This window comes from Microbacterium mcarthurae (assembly GCF_046064585.1).
Taxonomy (GTDB): Bacteria; Actinomycetota; Actinomycetes; order Actinomycetales; family Microbacteriaceae; genus Microbacterium; species Microbacterium mcarthurae.
This window is the reverse complement of sequence record NZ_JAROCE010000001.1, coordinates 828,366-854,263: the sequence shown is the minus strand read 5'-3', so window position 1 is coordinate 854,263 and position 25,898 is coordinate 828,366. Positions and strand designations below refer to the sequence as shown.

Below are 25,898 nucleotides of genomic sequence, written 5' to 3'. Positions count from 1 at the left end.
GAGGCAAGGAGGCCACATGACGAACAGAAGGATTGACGGCGCCGCCAGCGGCGTCGACTACATCGCGGTCGAGGAGTCCGCGCCCTTCCGGGAGCTGAAGCGGCGCCAGCGCAGCTTCGTCTTCCCGATGGCCGTGGCGTTCCTGGTCTGGTACTTCGTCTATGTATTGCTGTCGTCGTTCGCGCCGGACTTCATGGCGCAGCGGGTGTTCGGCGCCATCACGGTCGGACTGGTGTTCGGACTCGGACAGTTCGTCACCACGTTCGCCATCACCATGGGGTACGTCGCGTACGCGAACCGCCGGCTCGACCCGGGAGCGGAGCAGCTGCGCGAGGAACTCGAGCGCGCGGAGCGGGGTGAGGCATGAACGAGGTCTTCGGCACCATGCACGCGGCCGTTCAGACGGTCGAGAACAACCCCATCCTGAACATCTCCATCTTCGGCGCGTTCGTCGCGGTGACGCTGTTCATCGTCATCCGCGCCAGCCGCAACAGCAAGACCGCGGCGGACTACTACGCAGCCGGACGATCCTTCACGGGACCGCAGAACGGTTTCGCGATCGCGGGCGATTACCTTTCGGCGGCATCGTTCCTGGGTATCTGCGGCGCCATCGCGATCAACGGCTACGACGGCTTCCTGTACTCGGTGGGGTTCCTGGTCGCGTGGCTCGTTGCCCTGCTCCTTGTGGCAGAGCTCATGCGCAACACCGGGAAGTTCACGATGGCCGACGTGCTGTCGTTCCGTCTGAAGGAACGCCCGGTGCGGATGGCGGCCGCGATCACGACGCTCGCGGTGTGCTTCTTCTATCTGCTCGCACAGATGGCCGGTGCCGGTGGCCTCGTGTCGCTGCTGCTGGGAATCACGGAGCGTGTGGGCCAGTCGATCGTCGTGGCGGTCGTCGGCATCCTGATGATCGTGTACGTCCTGATCGGCGGCATGAAGGGCACGACGTGGGTGCAGATCGTCAAGGCGTTCCTGCTCATCGGTGGCGCCGTGGTCATGACGATCTGGGTGCTCGCCATCAACGGGTTCAACCTCAACACCCTGCTCGAGAGTGCTGTCGCGGCGTCGCCGAAGGGCGAGGCGATCCTCGGACCCGGTCTGCAGTACGGCGCCAATCCGTGGGACTTCATCTCGCTTGCACTGGCCCTCGTGCTCGGAACCGCCGGTCTTCCGCACGTGCTGATGCGGTTCTACACCGTGCCGACGGCCAAGGAGGCGCGGCGATCGGTCGTCTGGGCGATCTGGCTGATCGGCCTCTTCTATCTCCTGACCCTGGTTCTGGGGTACGGCGCCGGCGCTCTCGTCGGGCCGGAGGCGATCCTGGCCGCTCCCGGCGGTGTGAACGCGGCGGCGCCGCTCCTGGCGCTGTCGCTCGGCGGGCCGATCCTCCTCGGCTTCATCTCCGCGGTCGCGTTCGCCACGATCCTCGCGGTCGTGGCAGGCCTCACCATCACGGCCGCGGCGTCGTTCGCCCACGACATCTACGCCAATGTGGTCAAGAAGGGGAACGTGCCGCCCGACGGTGAAGTGAAGGTCGCACGGCGGACGGTGATCGTCATCGGCATCCTCGCCATCGTCGGTGGCATCGGCGTGCAGGGGCAGAACGTCGCGTTCCTCGTGGCGCTCGCCTTCGCCGTAGCCGCCTCGGCGAACCTGCCGACCATCCTGTACTCGCTCTTCTGGCGCCGATTCACCACGCGTGGTGCGGTGTGGAGCATGTACGGCGGGCTGGGGTCGGCGCTCGTGCTGATCCTCCTCTCCCCGGTGTTCTGGGGGACGCCCACCAGCGTGTTCGCCAACACGGGCGTGGCGATCTGGCCGCTGAACAATCCCGGCATCGTGTCCATCCCGCTCGGATTCCTCGTCGGATGGCTGGGGTCGATCACCTCGAGCCGGAAGGAAGACCCGCGCAAGGCCGCGGAGATGGATGTGCGCTCGCTCACCGGCTTCGGTGCGGAGAAGGCTTCGAGCCACTGACCCCCGTGCGTCGCCCGGCCCGGCACCTGCCCGGGTCGGGCGACGCCGCGTCAGCGAGCGGGGCTATTCACGCGGGCGTGCGCAGGCCTCCGGCGACGCTGTTCTCCAGATCGAGCAGGAAGTGCTTGACCTCGGGGTGCCCGCCGTACTCGCCGATCGAGCCGTCGGCGCGCACGACGCGGTGCACCGGCACCACGATCGAGAACGGCGTGTTCGCGCACGCCGTCCCCACCGCCCGTGCGGCACCGGCGGAGCCGGCCATGATCGCCACCTCCCCGTACGAGGCGACCTCGCCGAAAGGAATCCGTCGCGTCGCCTCGAGCGCCGTGCGCGTGAAGCCGCCGACGAGCCGCCAGTCGAGGAGGATCTCGAAGGCGCGGCGTCCCCCGGCGAAGTATTCGTCGAGTTGGGTCACCGTCTCTCGGGCGGGTTCCGGATCGGTGTCGGGCACCACGCCCAGGCGGCGAGCGATGCCCTCGCGCGCCGCGTCGACGCCGTCGTGCGCCACGTCGAGACGAACGAGGGCGTCGTCGACGAACGTCAGCAGGATCGGGGCGAACGGGGCGTCGTAGACGGTGCTGGTGACTGTGCTCATCTCTTCATCCTCCGCACGCGGCGAGACGGTCGCAGGGCCCGGTGCCCCAACTGTGGATGCCATGCCGCACTCGGCCGCGGGGGAGAAGGCGCCGATGCGCCCGGCGTGTCGCGCAATCACGCGAAACTCGCACCCGCTGCGCGTCATCCGACGGTGCCCGGCTTAGTCTGGCAGGTGTGTGGCGAGCTGAGGACGGCGTCGTGACGGGCGCCGAAGGCGACGTTCCGACGTCGATCGATCCGGGCGAGCTGCGACTGTCGGAGCCCGGCATCGTGGTTCGTCACGTCGCCGACCCCGAACGCGACCGTATCCGCGCCGAGGCCGCAGCGCTCGGCGGGCGGTCGACACTCCTGCGATTCGACGACACGCAAGACGCGGGCATCGACATCACGAAGGCCCACCCGGGTTCGCTTCCGCAGTTCATCACGGGCCGGGCGACGCTGCTGTCGAACCTGTTCCGCGACGAGGTGGCATTGCGCACCGCGCGGCTCGCGGCCGAACGGATCACGGCGAAGAACGTCGAGCTGCGGACCGCGCGAGGACTCGAGCCGGTTCACCTCGCCGTGGGCCTGGCCGCCTGGAAGATCGGCGGAGTGGAGTGGTCGGCGCCCGTGCTGCTGCGGCCCCTGGCCATCCGGCGTCACAACGGCGATTTCGAACTGAAGCTGCACGGCGCGTTCGTCATGAACCCCGAGCTGGCCCGCGCTTTCCGCACGCATCTCGGCATCCCGATCGACAGCACGGCTCTGGCCGGCCTCGCGTACGACCAAGGCGTGTTCAAGCCGCAGCCGGTCATCGACCACCTGCGCCGGTTGACCACGCACGTCCCGACCTTCGTCGTGCACCCCCGTCTGGTCATCTCGTCGTTCGCAGATGTCGGGTCCGGGATGGCTCGCGACACGCAGCACCTGGACGTCCCGCTGCTCAACGCCCTCGCCGGACACCCCGACGACCGCGCGCGTGTCACGGTGCGGCCCGCCGATCCGGTCGTCGCCGGTCCCGACGAGCGCACACCCGCGGCCGACACGCTCCTCCTGGACGCCGATGCCGAGCAGGAACAGGTGCTGGCGCGGATCTCCGCCGGACACTCGCTCGCGGTCCACACCCTGCCGGGAACCGGCGGAACCCAGACGGTCATCAACGCGATCGGCCAGTGCGTCCACGCCGGCAAGCGCGTGCTCGTGGTCAGCGCGCGGCGCTCGACCCTCGACGGCATCCGTCACCGCTTGGCCGGTGTGGGACTGACCGGACTCGCGGTGTCGCCGACCCACGTCCGGCGTGATCTCATCCGCGCGATCGGCCGCAACGAGAAGGCCGAGCAGCCCAAGGTCGCCGAGATCGACGACGCTCTCGTCCGGTTGCGCGCGGTCCTGCGCGACTACCGCTCCGCGGTCACCGAGCCGCATCTGGCTCTCGGTGTCTCGGCCCTCGACGTCTTGCGCGCGCTGACCGCGCTGGCATCCCTGTCTCCGGCGCCGTCCACCACCGCGCGGTTCGATCTCGACACGCTCGAACGTCTCGCCGGACGTCGTGATGCGGCGGCGAGAGCCCTCGCGACCGCGGCCCGTCTCGGCGAGTTCCGCTTCGGGCCCGACGACTCCCCGTGGTACGGCGTGAGCTTCACCCGGACCGAAGACGCCCGCGCTGCCCACGATCTCGCGGGCAAGCTGCACGCGCAGGACGTCCCGCGCCTGCTCGAACGCGGCTACGAACTCATCGCGCAGACCCGCATGCGCCCGTTCCAGACGGTGTCCGAGCTCGGCGCGTATCTCAAGCTCCTGCACGGCATCCGCGAATCGCTCGACCGCTTCAGCCCCACGGTGTTCGAGCGTCCGTTGGGTGAACTGATCGACGCGCACTCGCCGCGCCGGGACTCGTCGGCGATGAGCGGCCCCAACCGCCGACGCCTGCGCCGCCTGTCGAAGGAGTACGTGCGCCCCGGTGTGCACGTTCCCGACATGTACGAGGCGCTGGTGCGCATCCAGCAGCAGCGCACCGAGTGGCAGCGGGTGGTCGACGCCGGAGTCACGCCCGAGGTGCCGCTGGGGCTCGCCGACGTGCACGTGGCGTGGCAGCGCGTCGACGCCCTGCTCGGCGACCTCGATCAGATCCTGGGACGTCAGGGGTCCGAACGGCTCGCGACCCTGCCCGTGCAGGTCCTGGTGCGGACGCTGGCGGGACTGGCTGCCGAGTCGACGTTCTTCGACAACCTCGTCGAGCGGGCGCAGCTGCGCGGAGAGTTGGCGCGTCTGGGGCTCGAGCAGCTCCTCGTCGAGCTGTCGGTGCGGCACGTTCCGGAAGACCGGGTCGGCGACGAGCTCGAATTCGCGTGGTGGCAGTCGGCTCTCGAACACCTGCTCCGCACCGATCGTGCCCTCCTGGGTGCGAACACGAGCGTGGTCGACCGGCTCGAGCGCGACTTCCGTCTCGTCGACGAGGCGCACGCCGCCGCGGCGGGTCCGCTGCTGGCCGCGGAGCTGGCGAAGCAGTGGCGGATCGGCATCGTCGATCATCCCGACGAGGCATCCGCGCTCCGAGGCGCGCTGAAGGACGGTCTGCACAGCGCTCAGGAGATCGCCGACGCCGCGCCCACCCTGCTGCGCACGCTCGCCCCGGTGTGGCTGGCATCCCCCTACGAAGTGCCCGATGTGCCCACGGACCTTGCCTTCGACACCGTGATCATCGCGGATGCCGCGGCCCTGTGCCTCGCCGAGGCGGTTCCGGCTCTCCTCCGCGCACGTCAGGTCGTGCTGTTCGGTGACCCGGTGGTGCAGAAGCCCACGCGGTTCCGGGTCAGCGCGTCGATCGCGCCGGTCGCGGACGACGAGGCCGACGACATCCCCTTCGACGAGACCTCGGTCTTCGAGCGCCTCGCGGAGCTGCTGCCCGTCGAGACCCTGACTCGCAGCTACCGTGCGGGCGGTGAAGACCTGGCCGAGCTCGTCAACGACGCCTTCTACGGCGGTGAGATCGTCTCGCTGCCGTGGGCGGGCTCGTACCTGGGACGCGGCAGCTTGAGCGTGGACTACGTCGAGAACGGCGTCGGCGCGCCCGATCCCGTGAGCGGTGCGGTCGAGAGTCCGGATGCCGAGGTGGCACGCGTCGTGACCCTCGTCGTCGAGCACGCGGTGAACCGCGCATCCGAATCCCTCATGGTCGTCACCGCCAGCCGCAAGCACGCGGAGCGCGTGCGCGCGGCCGTGGAGGCGGCGCTGGCCGGTCGGTCCGACGTCGCCGCGTTCATCTCGCGCGATGGTGCGGAACCTTTCGCGGTTCTGACGCTCGAGGAGTCCGTGGCCGAGAGCCGCGATCGGGTCGTGTTCTCGCTCGGCTTCGGACTCACCCGCCACGGTCGGGTGCTCAGCGACTTCGGCGACCTGTCGACCCCCGACGGGGAACGACTGCTCACGGTCGGCATGACGCGAGCCCGCCGGTCCATGGTCATCGTGTCGTCGATCCGGCCGTCGGCGTTCGACGACGGCCGTCTGGAACACGGCGCGGCGACGCTCATGGGCATCCTCGGCAACCTCGCCGGCCGTGGTCGCGAGTCACGTCTGGAAGATCTGGTCGATCCGCTGACCCGTGCGCTCGCGCGCGAGCTGCGCCGGCTCGGCGTCGAAGTCGACCTCGACTACCGCGGACTCCTTCCGCTCGTGGCGCGGTACCGCGGGAAGGCGGTCGTCGCCGAGAGCGATCCCGAGACCATCGGCGAGTCCCTCCGCGAAACGCTGCGGCTCCGTCCGCAGATCCTGCGGAGGCTGGGCTGGCACTACGTACGCGTCCACGCGTTCGACCTGTACAGCGACCCCGCCGGCGTGGCATCCCGTATCGCCGAACTCCTCGGGCTCGCGCCGGAGGATCCCGCAACGCCGGGGAACACGACCGAGCCCCTCGACCTGCCCGGGTGAGCGTCGTGGGGGAGACTCCGGATGCCTCCGACCCCGTCGACGCATCCACCGACACCGCGACGGCGTCGGACGGCCGGACCGATCGCCAGCCGATCGTGAAGGTGCGGGGATCGCGGCGGGCCCGGTTGCTTCCGGCCCCGGGGACGAGCGCCGAACCGGCCCCGGCCGATGACCGCACGCGGGAGCGCCCCGCGACGCCCTCGGCCTCCGGCCCCAACGACGCGCAGCTGTTGCGCGACGTCCCTCCGCACTACTGACGTTCGCCGGTGTCGTCGCGCGCCCGGCGCGGAAACGAGCCTCCCGCGGAGAGCGCCGTGATGTGGCGCGCCCTCCGCGGGAGGCGGGTGTCGATGTGTGCGCGGCCGCGCTCAGCCGCGGGGCTGGCGCTCGAGAAGGTCGCGGATCTGCACGAGCAGTTCCTGCTCGGTCGGGAGCGAGGGCTCCTCGGCTTCGCCCTGCACGCCGGCCTTGGCGGCGGCTCGCGCCTTCCACCGGTTCATCGGGAAGACGAACACGAAGTAGACGATCGCGGCGACCGCGAGGAAGTTGATGACGGCGACCAGGATCGCCCCAAACTGGAAGGTCGACTCCCCGCCGAACAGCGTCGGGATCGTCACGTCGAGGTCGCTGAGGTCGCCGATCTGGAACAGGAACCCGATCAGCGGGTTGATCAGGCCCTGGACCATCGCGTTGACGATCGCTGTGAAGGCGGCTCCGATCACCACCGCGACGGCGAGATCGATGACGTTGCCGCGGAGGATGAACTCCTTGAAACCCTTGATCACGACGTGGCTCCCTTTCTGCCGCGTCGCTCACGGATCAGGATGCCGGGGCGGACGCGGTCTTCGTCGATTCCGAGGACGATGATGTCGAAGAAGCGCCCGAGGTGCCGGATGCCGCGCCGGTCGACGTTCCATTCGACCCGCGCGAGTCGGTGCGGTAGAACCCGGAACCGTTGAAGGTCACGCCGATCGAGCCGTACTGCTTGCGCAGCTCGCCGCCGCAGGCGGGGCACTCGGTGAGAGCAGCATCGGAGAAGGACTGCACGGCGTCGAAACGGTGACCGCACTGCTTGCAGGCATAGGCGTAGGTGGGCATTCGGGTTCCTTCGGGTGTTCAGGCGGCGGAGCCGTCGATCGCGACGGTCCGCGTGGGGGTCACGACGCCCGAAACGGGTTGATCGTGCACGTCCTTCGGAACGTCGTCGACGAACTCGGAATCGAAGATCACGGCGTACACCGGCGGGCACTTCTCCATCGAACCGATGGTCTTGTCGAAGTAGCCGCGGCCCCACCCCAGCCGCATCCCGCGCCGATCGACGGCGGCCGCCGGGATGATGAGCAGGTCGACGTCGTTGACGGCGATCGGCCCGAGCACGTCACCGACGGGTTCGGGCAGCCCGAACAACCCCTCGGCGATCTCGGCATCCGGTGTGGCCACCGTCCAGTCGAGCAGACCGTCCTCGCGAGTGATGGGGAGAAGGACCCGGATGCCGCGGGCCACCGCGTCGGCGACGAAGGCGTGCGTGCCCGGCTCGCTGGTGGTCGACAGGAAGCAGGAGATGCTGCGGGCGCCGAGACGCTCGACGAGCGCGTCGAGCTGGGCTTTGACTCCCGCCTCGGCGGCTTCGCGACCCTGCGCGGAGACGGTTTGGCGTCGCTCGCGCAGATCGGCGCGCAGAGCGCGCTTGGCCTGCTCGATACTGTCGGGCATGCAGTAAGTGTACGTGCGTGCGCGATCCGTAATGGCGCTGTCGCATGGCACCAGTAGGGTATGCCCATGCCTAACAAGCCCTTCAAGGCCGTGATCCCGGCCGCAGGACTCGGTACTCGCTTCCTTCCGGCCACCAAGGCCATGCCGAAAGAGATGTTGCCGGTCGTCGACAAGCCCGCCATCCAGTACGTGGTGGAGGAGGCCACCGGAGCCGGAATCGATGACGTGCTCATCATCATCGGGCGCAACAAGAACAACATCGCCAACCACTTCGACTCGATGCCCGAGCTCGAGACCAAGCTGCGTGAGAAGGGCGACCACGACAAGCTCGCCAAGGTCGAGCACTCGTCGGACCTCGCCGACGTGCACATGGTCCGCCAGGGCGAGCCGAAGGGACTCGGTCACGCGGTGCTCCGCGCTCGCAGCCACGTCGGCGACCACCCGTTCGCGGTGCTCCTGGGCGACGACCTCATCGACGAGCGCGACCCGCTGCTCGAGCAGATGCTGGCCGAGTACACCAAGCGCAACGCGACGATCATCGCCCTCATGGAGGTCGACCCCGAGCACATCCACCTCTACGGCGTCGCCGCGGTCGAGCCGACCGAGGACGAGGGCGTGGTCAAGGTGAACCAGCTCGTCGAGAAGCCGAAGGCCGAAGACGCGCCGTCGAACCTCGCCATCATCGGTCGTTACGTGCTCGGACCCGACGTATTCGGCATCCTGGAGCACACCGAACCGGGCAAGGGCGGCGAGATCCAGCTGACCGATGCGCTCGAAGAGCTCGCCAACGGCGGTGGCGACGGCGGGGGCGTCTACGGTGTGGTGTTCCGCGGGCGTCGATACGACACCGGCGACCGCGTCGACTACATCAAGGCGATCGTGCAGCTCGCGTCCGACCGGGAAGACCTCGGCCCGGCGCTGCGTCCCTGGTTCAAGGAGTTCGCGGCGGGTCTCTGACCCGACCGGATGTCATGGATCTCACCGTCCCGCGACGGCACGGCGAGGTGTCGATCCGCCTCATCCGCAACCGCGACGCGCGCGTCCTTCAGCAACAGCTGATCGACAACCGCTCGTGGTTGCGGCCGTGGGAGGCGACCAGTCCAGACGGACCGGTCTCCTTCGACATGCGGCTCGGCATCCGTCGTCTTCTGCAGCAGTATCGCGACGGCCTCGGCGTGCCTTTCGTCATGGAGTGGCAAGACCAGGTCGCGGGGCAGTTGAACGTCTGGGGTGTGGCGCGCGGGTCGCTGGCCTCGGCGACGATCGGCTACTGGGTCGCCGAGGAGTTCGCGGGCCGCAACATCACCACGATCAGCGTCGCGCTGGCGACCGATGTCTGCTTCACGGCGCTGAACCTGCATCGCGTGGAGATCTGCATCCGCCCTGAGAACCACGCGAGTCTGCGGGTGGTCGAGAAGCTTGGGTTCCGGTACGAGGGACTACGCCGGCGGTACATCCACATCGACGGCGACTGGCGTGACCACTACGCGTTCGCGCTGGTCCGCGAGGAGGTGCCGCACGGCGTGCTCGACCGGTGGGAGCGGGGTCAGGTTCCCCCCGACGCCGCGCGCGTCCCTCCGGCGGATCGGCTCTAGTCGGCAGCGCCGGGGGTTGATTCGCGAGACTTCATCGCACCGACGACTGCCGCACAGAATGTCGCTGCGTCGTCGCCGCGATGAAGTCTCGCGATTCGCGGGCGCGACACGCGGACGGATGCCGAGGTGTGACCTCGCCGTGACCTACCGTGGTGCCATGGGTGGACAGGTTCTCGGCGGCGGGGTGATCGTGTTCGTCGCGGTCGCGCTGTGGTTGGTGTACCTGCTGCCGTCGTGGCAGAGCCGTCACCGCTTCACATCGGCGGAGCGGAACGCCGTGCGGCTCAACCAGGCCCTGCGTGTTCTGGCCGAGACGGCCGAGACCCCGCGCGAGGTGCATCTCGAGCTCACGGCGCGGACCGCGCACCAGCAGCAGAAGATCGCGCGCCAGGTGCAGGCGCAGAAGGCGCAGACCGAGCTCGCCGAGGCAAAGGCCCGCCTGGAGGTCGCGCGTCTCGAAGCTGCCCGCGACCGTGATCTCGTCAAGGAGCAGCGCGCGGCTGCGGTCGAGCTCGCCCGCGCGGAGCGCGCCGCTGCCGTTGAGATCGCGAAGGCCGAGCGCGCCGCCGCCCTCGAGAAGGCGCGCGCCGAACAGGCCGCCGCGGTCGAGCGCGCTCACGCCGAACGCGCGGCCGCGGTTTCCCGCCCCGAGCTCCGACGCGCTCGCGCGCGTCGCCGATTCCGTCTGGCCACGACCTCGTTCGCCGCGCTCGCACTCGTGGCTGTCGTCGCCGGTGGCATCCAGGCCTTCTTCGGTGCTGCTCCCGTGCTGCTGTCGGCCGGGGGAGTGGTGCTCGTCCTGGCGCTGATCGTGCTGCAGCGGCTGTCTCGCGTCGCGGCCCGGGCGACGGCGCGACCCGTCGTTGTCACCGCCGAGCGTGCGCCGATCGAGGTGCAGGACTTCGGTGCCGCGGCTCCGGCTCCGCGCCCGACATGGACGCCGCGCGAGCTTCCTCGGCCCCTCGTCGCCTCCGCGGGCTCGCGAGCAGCGGCCGTGGTCGACGAGCAAATCGCCCGCGAGGCGTTGCGCGCCGCCGCACGGGAGCAGGTCGCCCGCGAGATCGCCGCCGCGCAGGCGCCCACGCCGATCGAGATCGCGCGGCCCGCCGCCGAGGCATCCCGCCCCGCTCCCTCGCCCTACGCGGCCATGGGGTACGTCGACGACGCCGAGATCGAGGGGCACGTCCGCCGGCTCCTCGAGCGCCGCGCGTCGGGTCAGTGACGCACCACCGCTACGGCACGCCCGAGGGTCGCCCGAGTCGGGTGGCGCGCGAGCGTCGTGATAGTGTTGTGGAGTTGTCCGGGCCTGTGGCGCAGTTGGTAGCGCGCTTCGTTCGCAATGAAGAGGTCAGGGGTTCGAATCCCCTCAGGTCCACCACATGACGCGCGGCGTCTCTCCCTCGGGAGGGGCGCCGTTGTCGTTTTGTTCAGGGTGCCGATCGCTCCGCGGGCATGAAGTTCCCACGCGCCCATTCGCCGAGCTGCTCCTGCACCGGCAGCAGTCGGCATCCGGCGTCGGTGAGGGCGTAGGACACCGAGACGGACGGGCGGACGCGGTGGCGTTCGGCCGCCGCGCGAGGCCACGCCCACTGACGGAGTCTCCCGGGCCCGAAGAGGAGAGACCTCGTCGAGCCCGTCGGCACGCCTCAGGTCGTCCGGCGACGTGAGCGACTTCGGATGATCCCGAAGATGACTGTCCCGAGGAACAGGACGATGCCGATGATGGCGAGCCACAGCAGGCCCTCGAACGCGAACCCCACGATCGAAAGCACCGCCCAGGCGACGAGCAAGATGATGAGTACGGTCCACATGCGCGGAACCGTACGTCGAAAAATCCCGGTCCGATCGTCCATTGACGGATGTCGCATTGTGTGAGTCCCGCGGGCGCGCGCCAGCACCTGAGCGCCCATGACGCGCGGGCGCCCTCGCGCGGCTGCGCGCCCGCGAGGCTACGTTGCGCCCGTCGCCCTGTCGACCCCCAAACGGATCGACTCCGGCATCCCCTTCACTTGCCGCACATCGCAGATCCCGAACGTGATTCCCGAAACGGTTCCAGCTCTCGCCCGGGTGATGGTCGCCGTCGCCCAGCGACGGTTCTCGCTGACCGCCGCGTGATGACCCTGTCCCTTCGCGAGAAACGACGTCCCCGATGACGCCTGTGATTTTTTCCGCTGCCTTTCACCCTCAGGCCGCGACCTCCACCGCCGTATGGCAGACCGTGCAGTCCCTTTACGCGGACATCAGCGGGTACTTCCCGCTCGCCATAGCCGGAGTTGTGGTCTGGGGCCTGTGGCTGTATCGCTTCATCCTGTCCAGACGAGCGCGCCCGATCGAGTCCGATCATCGGACGACGACCTCGGTCATCGTCCCCTCGTACCACGAGGATCCCGACATCCTGATGCGGTGTCTGGAATCCTGGCGCGCGCAGAGCCCGACCGAGATCATCATCGTCCTCGACGTGCAGGATCTCGAGGCCTACGGCCGGATCATCGCGCTCGACGACGCCAGCGTGCGCCCCATCCTCTTCCATCACGTGGGGAAGAGATCAGCGCTCGGCGCAGGTATCCGACTCGCGGTGGGAGAGATCATCGTGCTCACCGACTCCGACACATGGTGGCGCCACGGACTTCTCGTCGCGGTGCAGAAACCGTTCGTCGACCCCCTGGTCGGCGGCGTGGGGACGCATCAGAACGTGTTCCAAGCGCGAACGAGGGTCTGGCGACGCATCGCCGACTGGATGGTCGATCTGCGCTACTACGACTACGTACCCGCCATGGGCCGCGCCGGCGCCGTCCCCTGTCTGTCCGGGCGGACGGCCGCATACCGGCGTGACGCCGTGATGGCCGTCCTCGAACACCTCGAGAACGAGTTCTTCCTCGGACGCCGCTGTATCGCGGGCGACGACGGTCGGCTGACGTGGTTGATCCTGGCATCCGGGTACAAGACGGTGCACCAGTCCTCCGCCCGTGCGCTGAGCATGTTCCCCGACACCTTCCGGGCTTTCGTGAAGCAACGTGTCCGGTGGAGCCGCAACTCGTACCGCTGCTACCTGACGGCGATCGCCAAGGGGTGGCTGTGGAAGGTGCCCTTCGTGACGAAGGTCACTGTTCTGCAGATCCTTCTGACGCCCGTGACGATGGGCCTGACGATGTTCTACCTCGTGTTCAGCCGCCTGGATCTCTCGATCATCGGCGTGCTGGCCGCCGTCGGCTGGGTGCTTCTCGGTCGCGGCATCCGCGGAATCTCTCACCTTCGACGTAACCCCGCGGACCTCTTGATCCTGCCGCTGTACGCGATCGTCGTGATCTTCGTGGCACTGCCGGTCAAGCTCTTCGCGTTCTTCACCATGAACAAGCAGGGCTGGCTGACCCGCCACGCGAACCAGATCGGCGGAGACGGCCAGACGGCGCGCACGCTCGACGCCCCGGCCGTCGCGCTCGAGCCGGCGGTGGCGTCGTGAGGGGCCGCGCCGTCATCGCCCTGGTCGCTGTGGCCGCCCTCGTCGGGGGTGGAGCGGCCGTGACAGCGACGACCCTCCTCGCCGACTCGGGCGAAGAAGAGGCGTATGGCCTCAACGAGATCGCCCGGAACGGCAACGTCCAGGGGAAGCTCTACCCGGGGGATCCGACGAGCGAAGCTCGACTCGTCGAGCAAGAGGCGCAACGGGTGGTGTACATCCGTAAGGTGGCCTCCGCCGCCTACTGGGCACTGTCCGTCGACGAGCCCTACCGCTTCCAGACCGGCGACCGGTACACCCTGGTCCTCCCCGAAAGGCCGGAACCGTACACCCTCGATGACCTCCGCGCGCTCGGGCCGGACTCCCTGACGCAGAACGCCGACGGGTCGTACCTCCTCACCGAGGACGTCGCCGTCATGCAGGGAGCAACCCTGTCCCTCGGACCGATTGATCTGCGTCTGGAGAGCTCCCCGACCGGTTTCACCTCGATCGTCGCCTTCGGGGGACGGCTCGAGATCGCCGGAACCCCGGATGCCACGGCCTCCCTCACCAGCTGGGACAGCGCCGCGGGCGCTCCCGACACCGACACCCGCGACGGGCGCGCATACGTGCGGGTGATCGGCGGGACCGCCGATGTGGCTCACGCCGCGCTGTCGTCCCTGGGCTTCTGGAGCGGAAGCACCGGGGGATTCGCGATCACGGGAAGCGACGATCTGGATGATCCCGCGCTCGCCGGTGCGATGCAGACCGATCGGCAGGGGGTGGCGCCGCCGGGCGGTGCGCCTGTCGTCGACGCCGCGAGCGCGATCGATGTCCCGGAGGGAACGGATGACGCAGCGCCGCCGGCGGCGGCCGGCCTCGCGACCGCGACGATCGCGGACTCGACGATGACCGACAACGCCTTCGGCATCTTCGTCTCCGGCGCCCAGGACGTGACGATCACGCGTACCTCCGTCACCGGCAGCCTCGTCGACGGCATCACCTTCCACCGCGCGGTGTCGGCGAGTCTCGTGCAGGACACGCAGTCCCTCGACAACGCGGTGGACGGCGTCACGATCGGCCGTTCCACCTCGGGCATCACCCTGCAGAACGTCATGGCCGCTCGCAACGGCCGAAACGGCGTATCGATGGACGGGCAGTCGCTCGCCGACGGGCCGAGCGCCTCGGGGACGACCGTGGAGAGCTTCGGCGACAACATCCTCGACGGGGGACACGTGGCCGAGAACGGCCGCTATGGCGTCGAGATCATGGGCGGCAGCGGCATCCAGGTGACGCAGACACGTTTTGTCGGCAACCCCGACGGCATCGTGCTGGACCGCGGCGCCGCGAGGGTGAGGGTCACGGGCAACGAGTTCGTTGATCAGACCGCCAAGTCCGTCGCGGTGCGCGAACAGGTGACGGATGCCATCGTGGCCGGCAACACCATCACGGGGTCGGATACGGCCGTGAACGTCCGCAACGCCGACGCCGACATCACGGGCAATGTGGTTCGCGGGGTGTCCAATCATGCGGTCCTGCTCGTCGGCGATGTGACGGGGACGACGGTGGCGGACAACGATCTCGGCGGCGATGGCGGCACCGCCGTGCGGTCCGAGGACTCCCGAGGCGCCGTGATCGGTGACAACGTCACCGACCGGTGGCATCCGGCCGCCACGGTCGAATCGGTGCTGCGGTTCGTCTTCCAGCCGTTGACGGTGATCTGGATCGGGCTGGGGATCCTGCTCCTCGTCACGGCCGCGACCAGGAAGGATCGTCACTTCGGCGCGTTCCGCCATCCCTACGAGGAGCACGTCCCGCTCACGTCGCTCAGCCGCGGGATCGTCTCCCCGGACTCCCTTCGCCGCGGGTCGCCGTGAGTCGCCGTCGCACCGCGGTCATCGCCGTCGCCATCGTCCTCCCCGTCACCGCGATCGTGGTCGTCCTGGTCGTCGTGGCTGCCCTCACCACGCCCCGCTCCGCGGGACCCCCGCCGACGACCGGCGAGAGCGGAGCGGCCTCCGCGTCGCCGCAGCCCGGCCCTGAGGCCGGAGGCATCGAGTGCGCGGAGGCCACGGTGGTGGTCGCGACGACGTCGGAACTGCAGGAGGCGCTGGACGCCGCGGAACCGGGGACTTCCATCCGCCTGCAGCCGGGCGTGTATCCCGGCGAGTTCACCGCGACGGCGCGCGGCACCGCTGACGCGCCCATCCGGCTCTGCGGCGCCCCCGACGCCATCCTCGACGGGGGGCGCGTGGACGGCGGCTACGTGCTGCACCTCGACGGTGCGTCGCACTGGCACATCGCGGGCTTCAGCATTCGCAACGGGCAGAAGGGGTTGATGGCCGACGGCGTCACGCACACGACCATCGAAGGCCTGACGGTCTCGGAGATCGGCGATGAGGCGGTGCACCTGCGTGCCCACAGCACCGACAACCTGGTCATCGGCAATGTCATCCGCGACACGGGCAAGCGGCGTGCGAAGTTCGGCGAGGGCGTCTACATCGGCACGGCCGAGAGCAACTGGTGCGACGTCACCGACTGCGAGCCCGACCGCAGCGATCGGAACGCAATCGTGGGGAACCGCATCTCCGCGACGACGGCCGAGAGCGTCGACGTCAAGGAAGGCACCACGGGCGGGCGCGTCGAAGACAACATGTTCGACGGTGCACAGCTCGTGGAGGACGACGCCGACTCGTGGGTCGACATCAAGGGCAACGATTGGCTGATCCGCGGCAACACCGGCACCGCGTCACCGGGCGACGGCTATCAGACCCACGAGATCCTCGACGGCTGGGGGCGGGGGAACGTGTTCCGCGACAATGTCGCCGATGTCGACGGCCCGGGATTCGGCTTCGCCGTCACGGCGCGCCTGGGCAATGTCGTCGAGTGCAGCAACTCCGCATCGAACGTCGGCGAGGGCCTGAGCAACGTCGACTGCTCGCCGGTCGCGCCCTGAGCGCGAACTCGGATCGGCAGGTGTCACGCCGCGGCGGGGCGGAACCGGGGTCGTCCCTCGGCTCCGCCCCGCAACGGCACGCGGTTTCCCGTGATCCGGCTCAGCCCGTGCACGTGATGTTGCTCAGCCCCTTTGCCGCAGCGGACGGAGCGCACGCGACGACGTTTCCGATCGCGCCGGACTGCACGGACACCTCGTAGCCGGGGATGCCTCCGGTGACGCTGTTGTTCCGGAACACGTTGCCCTGGCCCCATCCGGGCAAAGCGACGTGCACCTGGAAGGCGTCCAGGAGCGCGCCCGACCCGCGGTTCTCGATCAGCTGATATCCGTTGCCCTTCACATCAACCCAGGAATCGCCGTAGTTCTGCCCGGAGTAGCCCGCATCGGTGAAGGTGTTCCCGCGGATGACCCCTCCCGTGGTGCCTTCCTTGATGTCGATACCCTCCGCGGAGGTGCGCCAGATCGTGTTCCCGATGATCTGCGCACGATCCGACCGATCGGGCGTGCTCGCGGAGCCCATGATCGACGACCAGTTGCTCTTCGCGCTGCCGACGTAGATGCCCTCCCCGTAGGCCGGTTTGTCCAGACCGGTGTCGTGAATACGGGAGTTGCGGACGGTGACGTTCGCGCTGCCGGTGCGCAGATGCACCGCCTCGGCGCCGATGGTGCCGACATCAACGCCGTCGATCACGGTATCGCTGGAGCCGTCCAGAACGATCCCCTTGGCCGCCCGCGTGACCGTCAGCCCGAGCACGTTCCAGTGGTCGCCCGTGATGTGAAGGGCGTAGCCCGAGGTGATCTTGCCCGTCGTCAACACGGCCCGGGAGGAGCCGATGAGTGTGATCGGCTGCGACGCCGACCCTGAGGCCGCGGCGACGAACTGCCCCGTGTATGTGCCGTCGTTCAGACGGATGGTCTGCCCCGCGGCGGCTGACTTCAGGGCCGCTGTGAGCTGCGCCGATGTCGAGACCGTGACGATCGAGCCGCCCGAACCCGTGGCCGGCGCGGAGGGGGCCGGGGCGGGAGCCGGCGTCGTCGGAGCCGCTGTCGGTGTGGTGGGGGAGGGAGTCGGTGTCGCCGGCTTCGTGGCGGCGGCGGCTGTCACCGTGAACGTTGCATTCGTTTCGTGGCGACCAGAACTGTCCTGCCACCGCACGTTGAGCGTGTGCGTGCCCGTCGACGTGCGAATCGGCCACGTGTAGGGCGCGGTCGAGTCTTGACCGAGGTAGGTCCCGTCCAGCCGGAACTTCACCGTGACGCCGGCCGGTGCACGCACCGCGAGGTCGAAGGTGCCGCTGGATCGGATCGTTCCCGCCAGCGCAGCACCGTCGACGGTGACGTCGGCGACCGTCAGCGCGGACGCGGCGGGCGAGGCGGCGATCGCCCCGATCATGGCTGTCGTGGCCACGGCGACGCGTGCGACCGTGCCGATGTGCTTCCCCGAGTTCTTCACCTTCGTGCCGTCTTCCTTCCCGAGCGGCCGATGCTCGAACCCGCCGTTACGATGTTGTCAACCCCCTGGCGCGAAGATTCAATCAGCTGCTGCGTGACGTCCAAATCTTCGGTACTCGGCACGCAGATGTCGTCCCTGATGCGAACGCGTGTTCATTCCGGGCGCACGTATCGCCGTCCTCGGGCGCGACGGCACCCCGTCCGCATCGGACGGGCGCTGTCGCCGATCGCTCTTACCGGATCGCGTCGATCACCCTTACGCGGACGGCGACCACGGCGGATTCCCGGGGGCAGAAATCACGGATGCCACGACCCCGGTGAGGGGACGTGGCATCCGTGGTCCGACGATCAGCGGCCCGGAGGGCCGACCACCCGGGGTTTCGACGGGTCGAGGAAGTCGCCGGTTCCGAGGCGGGCGTGCCGACGGGAGTACGCGAAGTAGATCGCGAACCCGAGCGCGAGCCAGATCAGGAATCGCAGCCAGGTCTCGACCGAGAGGTTGAGCATCAGATACGTGCACACCAGGGCGGACACGATCGGCAGCACAGGGCTCCAGGGCACCCGGAACCCGCGCTTGAGGTCGGGGCGCGTGCGGCGCAGCACGATGACGCCGATGGACACCAGGACGAAGGCGGACAGGGTGCCGATGTTGACCATCTCTTCGAGCACGCCCACCGGGGTGACTCCCGCGACCACGGCGACGATGACCGTCACGACAATCGAAATCACCCAGGGGGTACGGAAACGCGGGTGCACCTTCGCCAACCGCTGCGGCAGGAGGCCGTCGCGTGACATCGCGAAGATGATGCGTGTGGCACCGATGAGGAGGGTGAGCACCACCGTGGTCAGCCCAGCAACGGCGCCTGCGGAGATCACCGTGGCCATCCATCCCTGGCCGTGATAGACGAAGGCGTTCGCGAGCGCAGCGGCCGGGTCGAGATCGCGGTACGACACCATGCCCGTCACCACGAGGGCCACGGCGCAGTAGAGGATGGTGCAGATCACGAGCGAGGCGATGATGCCGATCGGCATGTCGCGCTGCGGCTTCTTCGTCTCCTCCGCGGTTGTGGCCACGACGTCGAACCCGATGTAGGCGAAGAACACCAGGGCAGCGCCGGCGAGGATGCCGCCGACCCCGAACGTCGCGGGCTCGAGTCCGGACAGGAACTGCAGCAGCGGCTGCGTCAGGCCAGACGCGGCTTCGGTCGGCTCGCTCGCCGGGATGAACGGCTGGTAGTTGGCCGGGTTCACGAACATCAAGCCGGCGATGATCACGAACAGCACGATGAACAGCTTCACGGCGACGAGGACGAGATTGACCCGGAGCGATTCCTTGATGCCGAGAGTCATGAGGCCACCGAGCACGAGAACGAGGAGCACCGCGGGGATGTCGACGACGCCGCCGTACGACAGCTCCGGGGGGAGCGCGATGCCGAGCTGGCCGAGGAAGGCGCCCAGGTACGCGCTCCAGCCCTGGGCGACGACACTCGCCCCCAGGAACATCTCGAGAATGAGATCCCATCCGATGATCCAGGCGGAGAGCTCCCCCAGGGACGCATAGGAGAAGGTGTATGCCGACCCCGATACGGGCACCGTGGAGGCGAATTCGGCGTAGCACATCGCGGCGAGTGCGCACGCGATCGCCGCGACGACGAAGCTCAACACGATCGCGGGGCCGGCGACATCGTGCGCGGCGCGTCCGGTCAATGTGAAGATTCCCGCGCCGATGACGACGCCAACGCCGAACACCGTGAGATCGAGGGCGCTGAGGGATTTCTTGAGCCGGAACTCCGGCTCGTCGGTATCGGCGATGGATTGCTCCACCGACTTGGTGCGAAAAAGACTCACTCGACACTTCCTCCGTCGGGGCGTTCCAGGAGCGAACGCCACCCCGGCACGATAGTGCCTTCGTCGTCGAGGCACGACATCCGAGTCGCTGGACGAACCCGGACGAAGTCGAGGGGCGAATCGTATGGCATCCGGGTTGAAAGGGATGCAAGGTGTAGGGTTCATTCACCATGGCCACGAAACACATCACACATCTTGTTGACGATCTCGACGGAACCGTCCTCGAAGAAGGCGACGGGAAGCAGATCACTTTCTCGATCGAGGGTCGTTCCTACGAAATCGATCTGTCCGACCGGAATGCCGACAAGTTCTATGCGGCAGTCGCTCCCTTTGTCGACGCGGCCCGTCCCGTCGGTCGCACAGGTTCCGGCTCCGGGCGCGCCCGCCCGGCTCGCCGGTCCAGCGATCTCGACCTCTCGGCCGTGCGCGAATGGGCCCGCGCGAATGGGCACACCGTGAGCGACCGCGGTCGTGTGCCGGCCTCTGTGCTCGAGGCGTACGGCGCCGCGCTCTCTTGACGACGTGGCCGCGTTCTCCGCGCGCACCGCGGGAGCGGTGCATCCCGGTGCGGTGACGCAGTTCGCCGTTCTCGATGCACTGATGAACGGCGTCTACTCTTCGGGCGTCCCCGTCGCCGATCTCCCCGAATGGGGAGACCTCGGGATCGGTTGCTGCGAGGGCCTCGGCGGCGAGGTGATCCTCGTGGACGGCGAGGCGTTCGAGTGCACGGCGGATCAGGCTCCGCGTCGTATGCGACCGACGGAGACTCTCCCTTTCGTCGACCTCTGCTTTCCCGGTGACAGCAACCCGACGCCGGTGCGAAGGGTGGACTTCGCAGGCGTCACGAGGACGGTGGAGGAGCGCCTCGTCAGCCGCAATCTGTTCCACGCGATTCGACTCGATGGTGTGATGGCTCGCGTGCGTACGCGCGTCACCGCGCGGCAGGATCCCCCGTCGCGTCCTCTGGCGGAGGTCGCGGCCGAGCAGATCGAGACCGAAACGGTGCAGCGAGCCGGCGTGGTCGTGGGATTTTGGATGCCGCACATCTATCAGGGCATTTCGGTTGCGGGGCTGCACCTGCACTTCTTGAGCGAGGATCGCCTCATCGGCGGGCATGTTCTCGACATCGAGATCGATGAGGCCGTTCTCCGAATGTCGGCTTTCGCGCAGTTCTCTCTTCGACTTCCCGTGGATGAGCATTTCCTCTCCACCGAACTCACCCACGGCGATGATCACCGCATCGTCGCGATCGAAGGGGGTGCACGTCCCGCCTCCGGTAATGATTGACCCGCTCCAGGCAGGGTTATCGGCGGGGTGAAGTCGCTGCCTTCTCAAGGAATTCCTAGAAGGTGTAGTCGTACAATGGCGCTATGGCGAAAAAGCAGATCACGCAGCTCATCGACGACCTCGACGGGACTGTCATCGACGACGGAACCACATTGCATTTCTCGGTCGAGGGGCGCGCGTACGAAATCGACCTTTCTGCTGACAACGCGACCAAATTCCGAGAGGCGTTCGAACCCTACGTGTCGGCGGGACGTCCGCTGGGCTCCGTCCCGGCGAGCTCGCGTCGGTCGAGCAGAACGCGATCCGCGGCGTCGCGCGACCTCGCCGACGTGCGGGCGTGGGCCGAGGCGAACGGGCACGCGGTGAACTCTCGGGGCCGCATCTCCGCGACGGTCCTCGAGGCTTACGACGCCGCCCACTGAGGGAGAAAAGAGCCCCGGATGCCATGGCATCCGGGGCTCGTGCGTCCTCAGACCAGGGCGGCCGAATCGGCGCCGATCCGCAGCCGCTCTGCCGCGATGCCCTCGGCGGCGGCGAGCGGGGTCACCCCGCGCGCGGCGGCCTCATCGAACACGCGGCGCAGCGTGTCGCCGATCCCGGCGACGCGCTCCATGATGCTGTCGCGCGAGCCCCGCTGTTTCGCCTCCATGTCCAGGTAGATCACGCCGCCGGCGTTCACGACGAAGTCCGGGGCGTACAGCACGCCGCGTGCCGCCAAGCGATCGGCGCCCGAGCGGTCGGAGAGCGGGTTGTTCGCCGGTCCGCAGACCGCACGCGCGTCGAGCGCATCGATGACCTCATCGGTGAGGACACCCCCGATTCCGGCGGGAACGAAGACGTCCGCGGGAACGAGGTGCGCCTCGCTCGGTTCGACCCACGCCGCGCCCAGACGCGCGGCCAGCGAACGCTTGGCGGGATTGACGTCGGTCACCGTCAGGATCGCCCCCTCGCTCGCCAAGCGCTCGGCCAGGCGGCCACCCACCTGACCGAGACCGGCCACCGTGATGCGACGCCCCGTGATGTCGCCGGAACCTGCCGCCCGCTCGAGCGTCGCCACCAGCGATGCATACACGCCGAGGCTGGTGGGCCCGGCGGGCTCTCCCGAGCCACCGACGGTGTCGGGGAGACCGACGACGTGCGCGGTGCGTTCGCTCACGACGAGCATGTCCTCGGTGGTGGACCCCACGTCTTCTGCGGTGCGGTACAGGCCACCCAGGCTCTCGACGGCGTCGCCGAGGTCCAGGAAGGCCGCGCGGCGACGATCGTCGTCGAGAACGGCACCCTCGGGAAGGCCGATGACCGACTTGCCGCCGCCCGCGTCCAGACCGGCCGCCGCGTTCTTCAGCGTCATCGCCGCCGACAGGCGCAGGGCGTCTGCGAGCGCGTCGCTCCAGTGCGGGTAGGTCCACAGGCGGGCACCGCCGAGCGCGGAACCGAGCACGGACGAGTGCAGGGCGACGGCGATGAACAGGCCGCTCCGACGCCCGGTCACCACCTCCACGCGCTCGTGAGAGAAATCGGGCAGGGCAAGGGCGTTGGTCATCGCGATCCTTATCGTCGGCCGCCTTGTGGGCGGCGCTGCGGTGGATGCCGCTGCGTTGTGGCATCCACCCCCATTGTGACCCGCCGAGGCGGTGGGGGCGAGCACTCTAGGCTGACGGCATGAGCGAGTCCCTTCCTACCCGCAGTCGCGCGGTCGCGGCCGCCCTGAGAAGCGCGGGCATCGAGGGTGAGATCGTCGTGCTCCCCGACGCGGCCCACACGGCCGCGCTGGCCGCGGCAGCGCTCGGAGTCGAGGTCGGTGCCATTGCCAACAGCCTCGTGTTCTGGAGCGACGACGAGCCCCTCTTGGTTATGACCAGCGGCGCGCACCGCGTCGACACGGCGGCGCTCGCCGCACGGCTGGGGCGCGGTGGCATCCGCCGAGCAACCCCTGAGCAGGTGCTCGCGGCGACGGGGCAGCCCATCGGGGGTGTCGCGCCGAGCGGGCACCCGTCGCCGCTGGCGACGATCGTCGACGAGGATCTCGCGGCTTTCCCGCGGATCTGGGCGGCCGGCGGTACGCCGCACACGGTGTTCCCGCTCACTTTCGACGACCTGGTGCGTCTGACCGGCGGAACTGTCGCGAAAGTCGACTGACACCGCGGCCCGCCGCCCCGCCGCCCCGCCGCCCGCGCTCAGTGTCCAAGACACGCCGTTCACACGATGTCGTGTCCGCGTGTCTTGGACACTCAACCCGGAGAAGGGCGGGGGAGCGAGGGGGTGGGAGGGGGCGGGAGGGAGCGGGCGGGGCGGAGGGTCAGGCGGGGGTGAGTGCCGTGAGGCAGACCACGGCGGCAGCAGCCGACCACGCCTGCGGGCGGCACGCCGCCGGATACGGGGTGGGCACCGAGGATGCCGAGCGGGGGTCGCCCGAATGCAGCTCGGGCACCCGGTACGCGAAGCCCTCGGCGGCGTCGAGCAGCTCACCCACGACCGCCCGCGCGTCATCCACGAGGCCGGACCGCTGCATCCCATGGACGGCGATCGCGGTGTCGTGGACCCACACGCTCCCGCCGTGGTACGACAGCGGCCAGTACCCGGCGGCGCCGGTCGACATCGTGCGGATGCCGTACCCGCTCGACATCGACTCGTGGCGCAGCAGGCTCGCGACGTGCGCCTCGTCGTCGGCATCCAGGATCCCGGTTCCCAGGAGATGTCCGATGTTGCTGGTGAGCGTGTCGACGGGACGCTTGTCGCGATCCAGTGCGACGGCGGGGTAGCGGCCCTCGGGGGTCTCGATCCAGTACGCGTCGGCGAACCGGGCCTTGAGGTCGGAGGCCCAGGCGCGCCAGAACACCGCGTCCGCGGCATCCGTCTCGTCGCCGAACTCCTCCAGCAGCGCCGCGCCCGCGAGAGCGGCCTCGTACGCGTACGCCTGCACCTCGCACAGCGCGATCGGACCCTCGGCGAGGCTGCCGTCGCGCCACTGGATCGAGTCGCCCGAGTCCTTCCACCCCTGGTTGGCCAGGCCCGTGCCCAGCCGGTCGATGTAGTCGAGGAACCCGTCGCCGTCGCTGTCACCGCTGTCGCGGATCCAGCCGAGCGCCGCGCGCAGTGCGGGCATCAGGGCGCGCACCTCGTCCGCGGGCAGGCCGGCGCGGTGCGCGTCGGCGAGAAGACACACCCATAGCGGCGTCGAGTCGACACTGCCGTAGTAGCGCGGCGGCAACGAGATCCCCTCGCTGGGGATCTCGAGGTCGGACGAGCGCAGCTCGTGCAGGATCTTGCCCGGCTCCTGAGCGGTGCGCGGGTCGTCGTCGGTGCCCTGCAGGCGCGCCAGCACGCGCAGCGTGGATGCCGCGATGTCACGGTCGAGGGGGAGGGCCAGGCGGGCCGCCCAGATCGAGTCCCGCCCGAAGAGGGTGAAGAACCACGGCGCGCCCGCGGCGAAGAACTCGTCCTCCGGCGCGTCGGGCAGGACCAACCGGAGGGCGTCCAGGTCGCCGAGCGCCGTGGTCAGCCACCGCGCCAGACGCGGATCCGCCGCCCCGGACGCGACGGCGGCGACATCCCATCGCGCCGGCGCATCGGCGCCGCCCACGACGAGGGAGTCGTCCCGCAGCGCGAGCTCCCAGGTCACCGCGGACTCGCCGAACGCCGGCACATCGACGTCCCACGACACCTCGACGCCGTCGGTTCCGGATGCCACCTCGCCCGTCGCTGCGGTGAGCGAAAGCCCCTGAGGCCCGGCCGAGACGCGCGCCGAACCGGCGCCGATCTCGACGTCGACCTGCCGCGGGCGGGCGTGGCCGGACTTGACCTCGTGCAACAGCGCGAACTCCGGCTGGAAGCGCAGCCGCAGCGTCGTACGGACCGGGAAGTCCACGCGAGAGCGGAGCGTCCACGTTTCGGTCACCCGCCCGTCGGTGACGATGCGCTCGCGCAGCAGGCGCACCTTCGGGTCGGGGGTGGTGTCGTCGAGCCCGCGCAGGACTCCGCCGAACACGATCCGCGACGGTCCGTCGGGAGCCGTCGAGATCCACTCGATCGCGGAGTCGTCGCACGACATCGTCAGCGCACGGACATGACGCACGTCACCGTGGTAGATGCCGTGCACGGGAGCCGTGCCCACCGTGCCGGAGCGGTCGGACCACACCTGGGTCGGGGCCCGGAGCACGATGACGGCGTCGCTGAGCAGGGGCTGCAGCGGCGCGGCGTCGTCGGCGGAGGGCGCGGCGGCGGAGAGCGCCTCGGTCGAGGCGGCTGCGGTGGTCATTCTTTGACGGCTCCTTCACTGGCGTTCATGATGCGGCGCTGGAACACGAAGAACACCACGGCGACCGGAATCGTCATGATGGCCGCGGCCGCGAGTTTGAGGGGGAACTGGCTGCCCTGACTGAGCTGTCCGCTCGCGAGGGAGGCGACGCCCTTGGTCAGGGTGGTCAGTTCGGGGGACTGGGTGGAGATGACGAAGTGGCTCAGCTCGTTCCACGATCCCTGGAACGACAGGATCACGATCGTGATGAGCGCCGGGCGCGCCATCGGCAGGACGACCGACCAGAAGATGCGGAACGTGCTCGCGCCGTCGATCCGCGCCTGCTCCTCGACGGACGGGGGGATCGACTCGAAGAAGTTCTTCATGATGAACACGCCCGCGGCATCCACCAGCAGCGGCAGGATCATGCCCGCGTACGAGTCGTAGATGCCGAGCTGGTTGATCACGAGGAACTTCGGGATCAGCAGCACCACGGCCGGAACGGCCATGACCGCCACGAGCGCCGCGAACACGATGCCGCGCCCCCGGAACTGCAGCCGGGCGAGGGCATAGCCCGCGAGGGAGTTGAAGAACACTCGGCCCAGGGTCACGAACACGGTGACGACGGCGGAGTTGGCGAACCAGACGGGGAAGTCCGAACGGAGGAAGAGGCGTTCGTACGCGGCCCACGTGAAGGGCTGGGGAACGAGCGAGATCGGATCGGCGGCGGCCGAGGCATCCGTCTTGAACGAGGTCGCGACCTGCACCAGGAACGGATAGATGTAGATCAGCGCCAGCACCGCCAGCAGCACGTACAGCCCGATCTGCCAGCGCAGGGTCTTGGCCGACATGCGGTGCTTCTGCTTCGGCCGGCGAGGGCCGTCGACGACC

General features: G+C 69.0%; 24 protein-coding genes and 1 tRNA gene. 15 read left to right on the top strand and 10 right to left on the bottom strand.

Features of this window, described 5'->3' with window-relative positions; all coding sequences use genetic code 11:
- The first annotated feature begins 16 nt into the window (after nt 1–16).
- Together P5G46_RS04180 and P5G46_RS04175 are read left to right on the top strand one after the other, a co-directional pair.
- A complete protein-coding gene (locus P5G46_RS04180; RefSeq protein ID WP_239275017.1) occupies nt 17–367 on the top strand; it encodes a DUF485 domain-containing protein in 351 nt (116 codons plus the stop codon).
- Nucleotides 364–1,980: a solute symporter family protein gene (locus P5G46_RS04175; RefSeq protein WP_408905034.1), complete on the top strand. Its 1,617-nt coding sequence runs from the start codon at nt 364–366 to the stop codon at nt 1,978–1,980. The genes P5G46_RS04180 and P5G46_RS04175 overlap by 4 nt, the downstream gene beginning before the upstream one ends.
- A 67-nt stretch (nt 1,981–2,047) precedes the next feature.
- Here P5G46_RS04175 and P5G46_RS04170 read toward each other — a convergent pair whose 3' ends face one another.
- Complete coding sequence (locus tag P5G46_RS04170; RefSeq protein WP_408905033.1) at nt 2,048–2,575, bottom strand: methylated-DNA--[protein]-cysteine S-methyltransferase; 528 nt, start codon at nt 2,573–2,575, stop codon at nt 2,048–2,050.
- 200 nt (nt 2,576–2,775) lie between these two features.
- Here P5G46_RS04170 and P5G46_RS04165 point away from each other — a divergent pair, with 200 nt between their 5' ends.
- A complete protein-coding gene (locus P5G46_RS04165) occupies nt 2,776–6,483 on the top strand; it encodes an AAA family ATPase (protein WP_375095782.1) in 3,708 nt (1,235 codons plus the stop codon).
- Complete coding sequence (locus P5G46_RS04160) at nt 6,480–6,740, top strand: hypothetical protein (protein WP_239275013.1); 261 nt, start codon at nt 6,480–6,482, stop codon at nt 6,738–6,740. Before P5G46_RS04165 ends, P5G46_RS04160 begins: the two co-directional genes overlap by 4 nt.
- A 111-nt stretch (nt 6,741–6,851) precedes the next feature.
- Here the strand turns inward: P5G46_RS04160 and mscL are convergent, their stop codons facing one another.
- From mscL to P5G46_RS04145, 3 genes are read right to left on the bottom strand one after another with little or no spacing between them, the layout of a single operon-like run.
- Nucleotides 6,852–7,268 (bottom strand): large conductance mechanosensitive channel protein MscL, encoded by a 417-nt coding sequence (gene mscL, locus P5G46_RS04155; RefSeq protein ID WP_239275012.1) that lies wholly within the window; start codon nt 7,266–7,268, stop codon nt 6,852–6,854.
- Nucleotides 7,269–7,302: 34 nt separating this feature from the next.
- A complete protein-coding gene (locus tag P5G46_RS04150; RefSeq protein ID WP_239275011.1) occupies nt 7,303–7,581 on the bottom strand; it encodes an FmdB family zinc ribbon protein in 279 nt (92 codons plus the stop codon).
- Between the two features lie 18 nt (nt 7,582–7,599).
- Entirely contained in the window at nt 7,600–8,196 is a 597-nt protein-coding gene (locus tag P5G46_RS04145) for a 5-formyltetrahydrofolate cyclo-ligase (RefSeq protein ID WP_239275010.1), read from the bottom strand.
- Between the two features lie 66 nt (nt 8,197–8,262).
- Between P5G46_RS04145 and galU the strand changes: the two genes are divergently transcribed.
- From galU to P5G46_RS04125, 4 genes are all read left to right on the top strand, one after another.
- Complete coding sequence (galU, locus tag P5G46_RS04140) at nt 8,263–9,153, top strand: UTP--glucose-1-phosphate uridylyltransferase GalU (protein WP_239275009.1); 891 nt, start codon at nt 8,263–8,265, stop codon at nt 9,151–9,153.
- A gap of 14 nt (nt 9,154–9,167) precedes the next feature.
- Nucleotides 9,168–9,791: a GNAT family N-acetyltransferase gene (locus tag P5G46_RS04135; RefSeq protein ID WP_239275008.1), complete on the top strand. Its 624-nt coding sequence runs from the start codon at nt 9,168–9,170 to the stop codon at nt 9,789–9,791.
- A 157-nt stretch (nt 9,792–9,948) separates the two neighbouring features.
- On the top strand, nt 9,949–11,013 hold the full coding sequence (locus P5G46_RS04130; RefSeq protein WP_239275007.1) for a flotillin family protein: 1,065 nt from the start codon (nt 9,949–9,951) through the stop codon (nt 11,011–11,013).
- 80 nt (nt 11,014–11,093) lie between these two features.
- Nucleotides 11,094–11,169, top strand: a tRNA-Ala gene (locus P5G46_RS04125).
- Nucleotides 11,170–11,437: 268 nt separating this feature from the next.
- Here P5G46_RS04125 and P5G46_RS04120 read toward each other — a convergent pair.
- Nucleotides 11,438–11,602: a hypothetical protein gene (locus tag P5G46_RS04120; protein ID WP_239275006.1), complete on the bottom strand. Its 165-nt coding sequence runs from the start codon at nt 11,600–11,602 to the stop codon at nt 11,438–11,440.
- 347 nt (nt 11,603–11,949) lie between these two features.
- On the opposite strand from P5G46_RS04120, the gene P5G46_RS04115 reads away from it, so the two are divergent.
- The 3 genes from P5G46_RS04115 to P5G46_RS04105 are packed head-to-tail and all read left to right on the top strand — an operon-like array spanning nt 11,950 to nt 16,183.
- Nucleotides 11,950–13,251 (top strand): glycosyltransferase, encoded by a 1,302-nt coding sequence (locus tag P5G46_RS04115; protein WP_408905032.1) that lies wholly within the window; start codon nt 11,950–11,952, stop codon nt 13,249–13,251.
- A complete protein-coding gene (locus tag P5G46_RS04110) occupies nt 13,248–15,104 on the top strand; it encodes a right-handed parallel beta-helix repeat-containing protein (RefSeq protein WP_408905031.1) in 1,857 nt (618 codons plus the stop codon). Before P5G46_RS04115 ends, P5G46_RS04110 begins: the two co-directional genes overlap by 4 nt.
- A complete protein-coding gene (locus P5G46_RS04105; RefSeq protein ID WP_408905030.1) occupies nt 15,101–16,183 on the top strand; it encodes a right-handed parallel beta-helix repeat-containing protein in 1,083 nt (360 codons plus the stop codon). Before P5G46_RS04110 ends, P5G46_RS04105 begins: the two co-directional genes overlap by 4 nt.
- A 100-nt stretch (nt 16,184–16,283) precedes the next feature.
- Here the strand turns inward: P5G46_RS04105 and P5G46_RS04100 are convergent, their stop codons facing one another.
- Nucleotides 16,284–17,636: a right-handed parallel beta-helix repeat-containing protein gene (locus tag P5G46_RS04100; protein ID WP_408905029.1), complete on the bottom strand. Its 1,353-nt coding sequence runs from the start codon at nt 17,634–17,636 to the stop codon at nt 16,284–16,286.
- 347 nt (nt 17,637–17,983) lie between these two features.
- A complete protein-coding gene (locus tag P5G46_RS04095) occupies nt 17,984–19,483 on the bottom strand; it encodes an amino acid permease (protein ID WP_408905028.1) in 1,500 nt (499 codons plus the stop codon).
- A 170-nt stretch (nt 19,484–19,653) separates the two neighbouring features.
- Between P5G46_RS04095 and P5G46_RS04090 the strand changes: the two genes are divergently transcribed.
- The 3 genes from P5G46_RS04090 (at nt 19,654) to P5G46_RS04080 (ending at nt 21,192) form a co-directional block, all read left to right on the top strand.
- On the top strand, nt 19,654–20,001 hold the full coding sequence (locus tag P5G46_RS04090; RefSeq protein ID WP_239275000.1) for a histone-like nucleoid-structuring protein Lsr2: 348 nt from the start codon (nt 19,654–19,656) through the stop codon (nt 19,999–20,001).
- A gap of 4 nt (nt 20,002–20,005) precedes the next feature.
- Nucleotides 20,006–20,770, top strand: a complete 765-nt coding sequence (budA, locus tag P5G46_RS04085) for an acetolactate decarboxylase (RefSeq protein WP_239274999.1) — start codon at nt 20,006–20,008, stop codon at nt 20,768–20,770.
- Nucleotides 20,771–20,853: 83 nt separating this feature from the next.
- The gene (locus tag P5G46_RS04080; RefSeq protein WP_239274998.1) at nt 20,854–21,192 is read left to right on the top strand and encodes a histone-like nucleoid-structuring protein Lsr2; all 339 of its coding nucleotides are present in this window, start codon (nt 20,854–20,856) and stop codon (nt 21,190–21,192) included.
- 47 nt (nt 21,193–21,239) lie between these two features.
- On the opposite strand, the gene P5G46_RS04075 is transcribed toward P5G46_RS04080, so the two are convergent.
- A complete protein-coding gene (locus tag P5G46_RS04075) occupies nt 21,240–22,313 on the bottom strand; it encodes a Glu/Leu/Phe/Val dehydrogenase family protein (RefSeq protein ID WP_239274997.1) in 1,074 nt (357 codons plus the stop codon).
- 119 nt (nt 22,314–22,432) lie between these two features.
- On the opposite strand from P5G46_RS04075, the gene P5G46_RS04070 reads away from it, so the two are divergent.
- Nucleotides 22,433–22,909 (top strand): YbaK/EbsC family protein, encoded by a 477-nt coding sequence (locus tag P5G46_RS04070; RefSeq protein ID WP_239274996.1) that lies wholly within the window; start codon nt 22,433–22,435, stop codon nt 22,907–22,909.
- Between the two features lie 160 nt (nt 22,910–23,069).
- On the opposite strand, the gene P5G46_RS04065 is transcribed toward P5G46_RS04070, so the two are convergent.
- The gene (locus P5G46_RS04065) at nt 23,070–25,028 is read right to left on the bottom strand and encodes a glycogen debranching N-terminal domain-containing protein (RefSeq protein WP_239277099.1); all 1,959 of its coding nucleotides are present in this window, start codon (nt 25,026–25,028) and stop codon (nt 23,070–23,072) included.
- On the bottom strand, nt 25,025–25,858 hold the full coding sequence (locus P5G46_RS04060; RefSeq protein ID WP_239277104.1) for a carbohydrate ABC transporter permease: 834 nt from the start codon (nt 25,856–25,858) through the stop codon (nt 25,025–25,027). The genes P5G46_RS04065 and P5G46_RS04060 overlap by 4 nt, the downstream gene beginning before the upstream one ends.
- Nucleotides 25,859–25,898 lie beyond the last annotated feature (40 nt).

What these genes read in the sequence shown, in the direction of transcription:
- P5G46_RS04180 (WP_239275017.1), top strand. Translation starts at nt 17, where the DNA reads ATGACGAACAGAAGGATTGACGGCGCCGCCAGCGGCGTCGACTACATC.
- P5G46_RS04175 (WP_408905034.1), top strand. Translation starts at nt 364, where the DNA reads ATGAACGAGGTCTTCGGCACCATGCACGCGGCCGTTCAGACGGTCGAG.
- P5G46_RS04170 (WP_408905033.1), bottom strand. Translation starts at nt 2,575, where the DNA reads ATGAGCACAGTCACCAGCACCGTCTACGACGCCCCGTTCGCCCCGATC.
- P5G46_RS04150 (WP_239275011.1), bottom strand. Translation starts at nt 7,581, where the DNA reads ATGCCCACCTACGCCTATGCCTGCAAGCAGTGCGGTCACCGTTTCGAC.
- P5G46_RS04145 (WP_239275010.1), bottom strand. Translation starts at nt 8,196, where the DNA reads ATGCCCGACAGTATCGAGCAGGCCAAGCGCGCTCTGCGCGCCGATCTG.
- galU (WP_239275009.1), top strand. Translation starts at nt 8,263, where the DNA reads ATGCCTAACAAGCCCTTCAAGGCCGTGATCCCGGCCGCAGGACTCGGT.
- P5G46_RS04135 (WP_239275008.1), top strand. Translation starts at nt 9,168, where the DNA reads ATGGATCTCACCGTCCCGCGACGGCACGGCGAGGTGTCGATCCGCCTC.
- P5G46_RS04130 (WP_239275007.1), top strand. Translation starts at nt 9,949, where the DNA reads ATGGGTGGACAGGTTCTCGGCGGCGGGGTGATCGTGTTCGTCGCGGTC.
- P5G46_RS04120 (WP_239275006.1), bottom strand. Translation starts at nt 11,602, where the DNA reads ATGTGGACCGTACTCATCATCTTGCTCGTCGCCTGGGCGGTGCTTTCG.
- P5G46_RS04090 (WP_239275000.1), top strand. Translation starts at nt 19,654, where the DNA reads ATGGCCACGAAACACATCACACATCTTGTTGACGATCTCGACGGAACC.
- P5G46_RS04080 (WP_239274998.1), top strand. Translation starts at nt 20,854, where the DNA reads ATGGCGAAAAAGCAGATCACGCAGCTCATCGACGACCTCGACGGGACT.
- P5G46_RS04075 (WP_239274997.1), bottom strand. Translation starts at nt 22,313, where the DNA reads ATGACCAACGCCCTTGCCCTGCCCGATTTCTCTCACGAGCGCGTGGAG.
- P5G46_RS04070 (WP_239274996.1), top strand. Translation starts at nt 22,433, where the DNA reads ATGAGCGAGTCCCTTCCTACCCGCAGTCGCGCGGTCGCGGCCGCCCTG.
- P5G46_RS04065 (WP_239277099.1), bottom strand. Translation starts at nt 25,028, where the DNA reads ATGACCACCGCAGCCGCCTCGACCGAGGCGCTCTCCGCCGCCGCGCCC.
- P5G46_RS04060 (WP_239277104.1), bottom strand. Translation starts at nt 25,858, where the DNA reads ATGTCGGCCAAGACCCTGCGCTGGCAGATCGGGCTGTACGTGCTGCTG.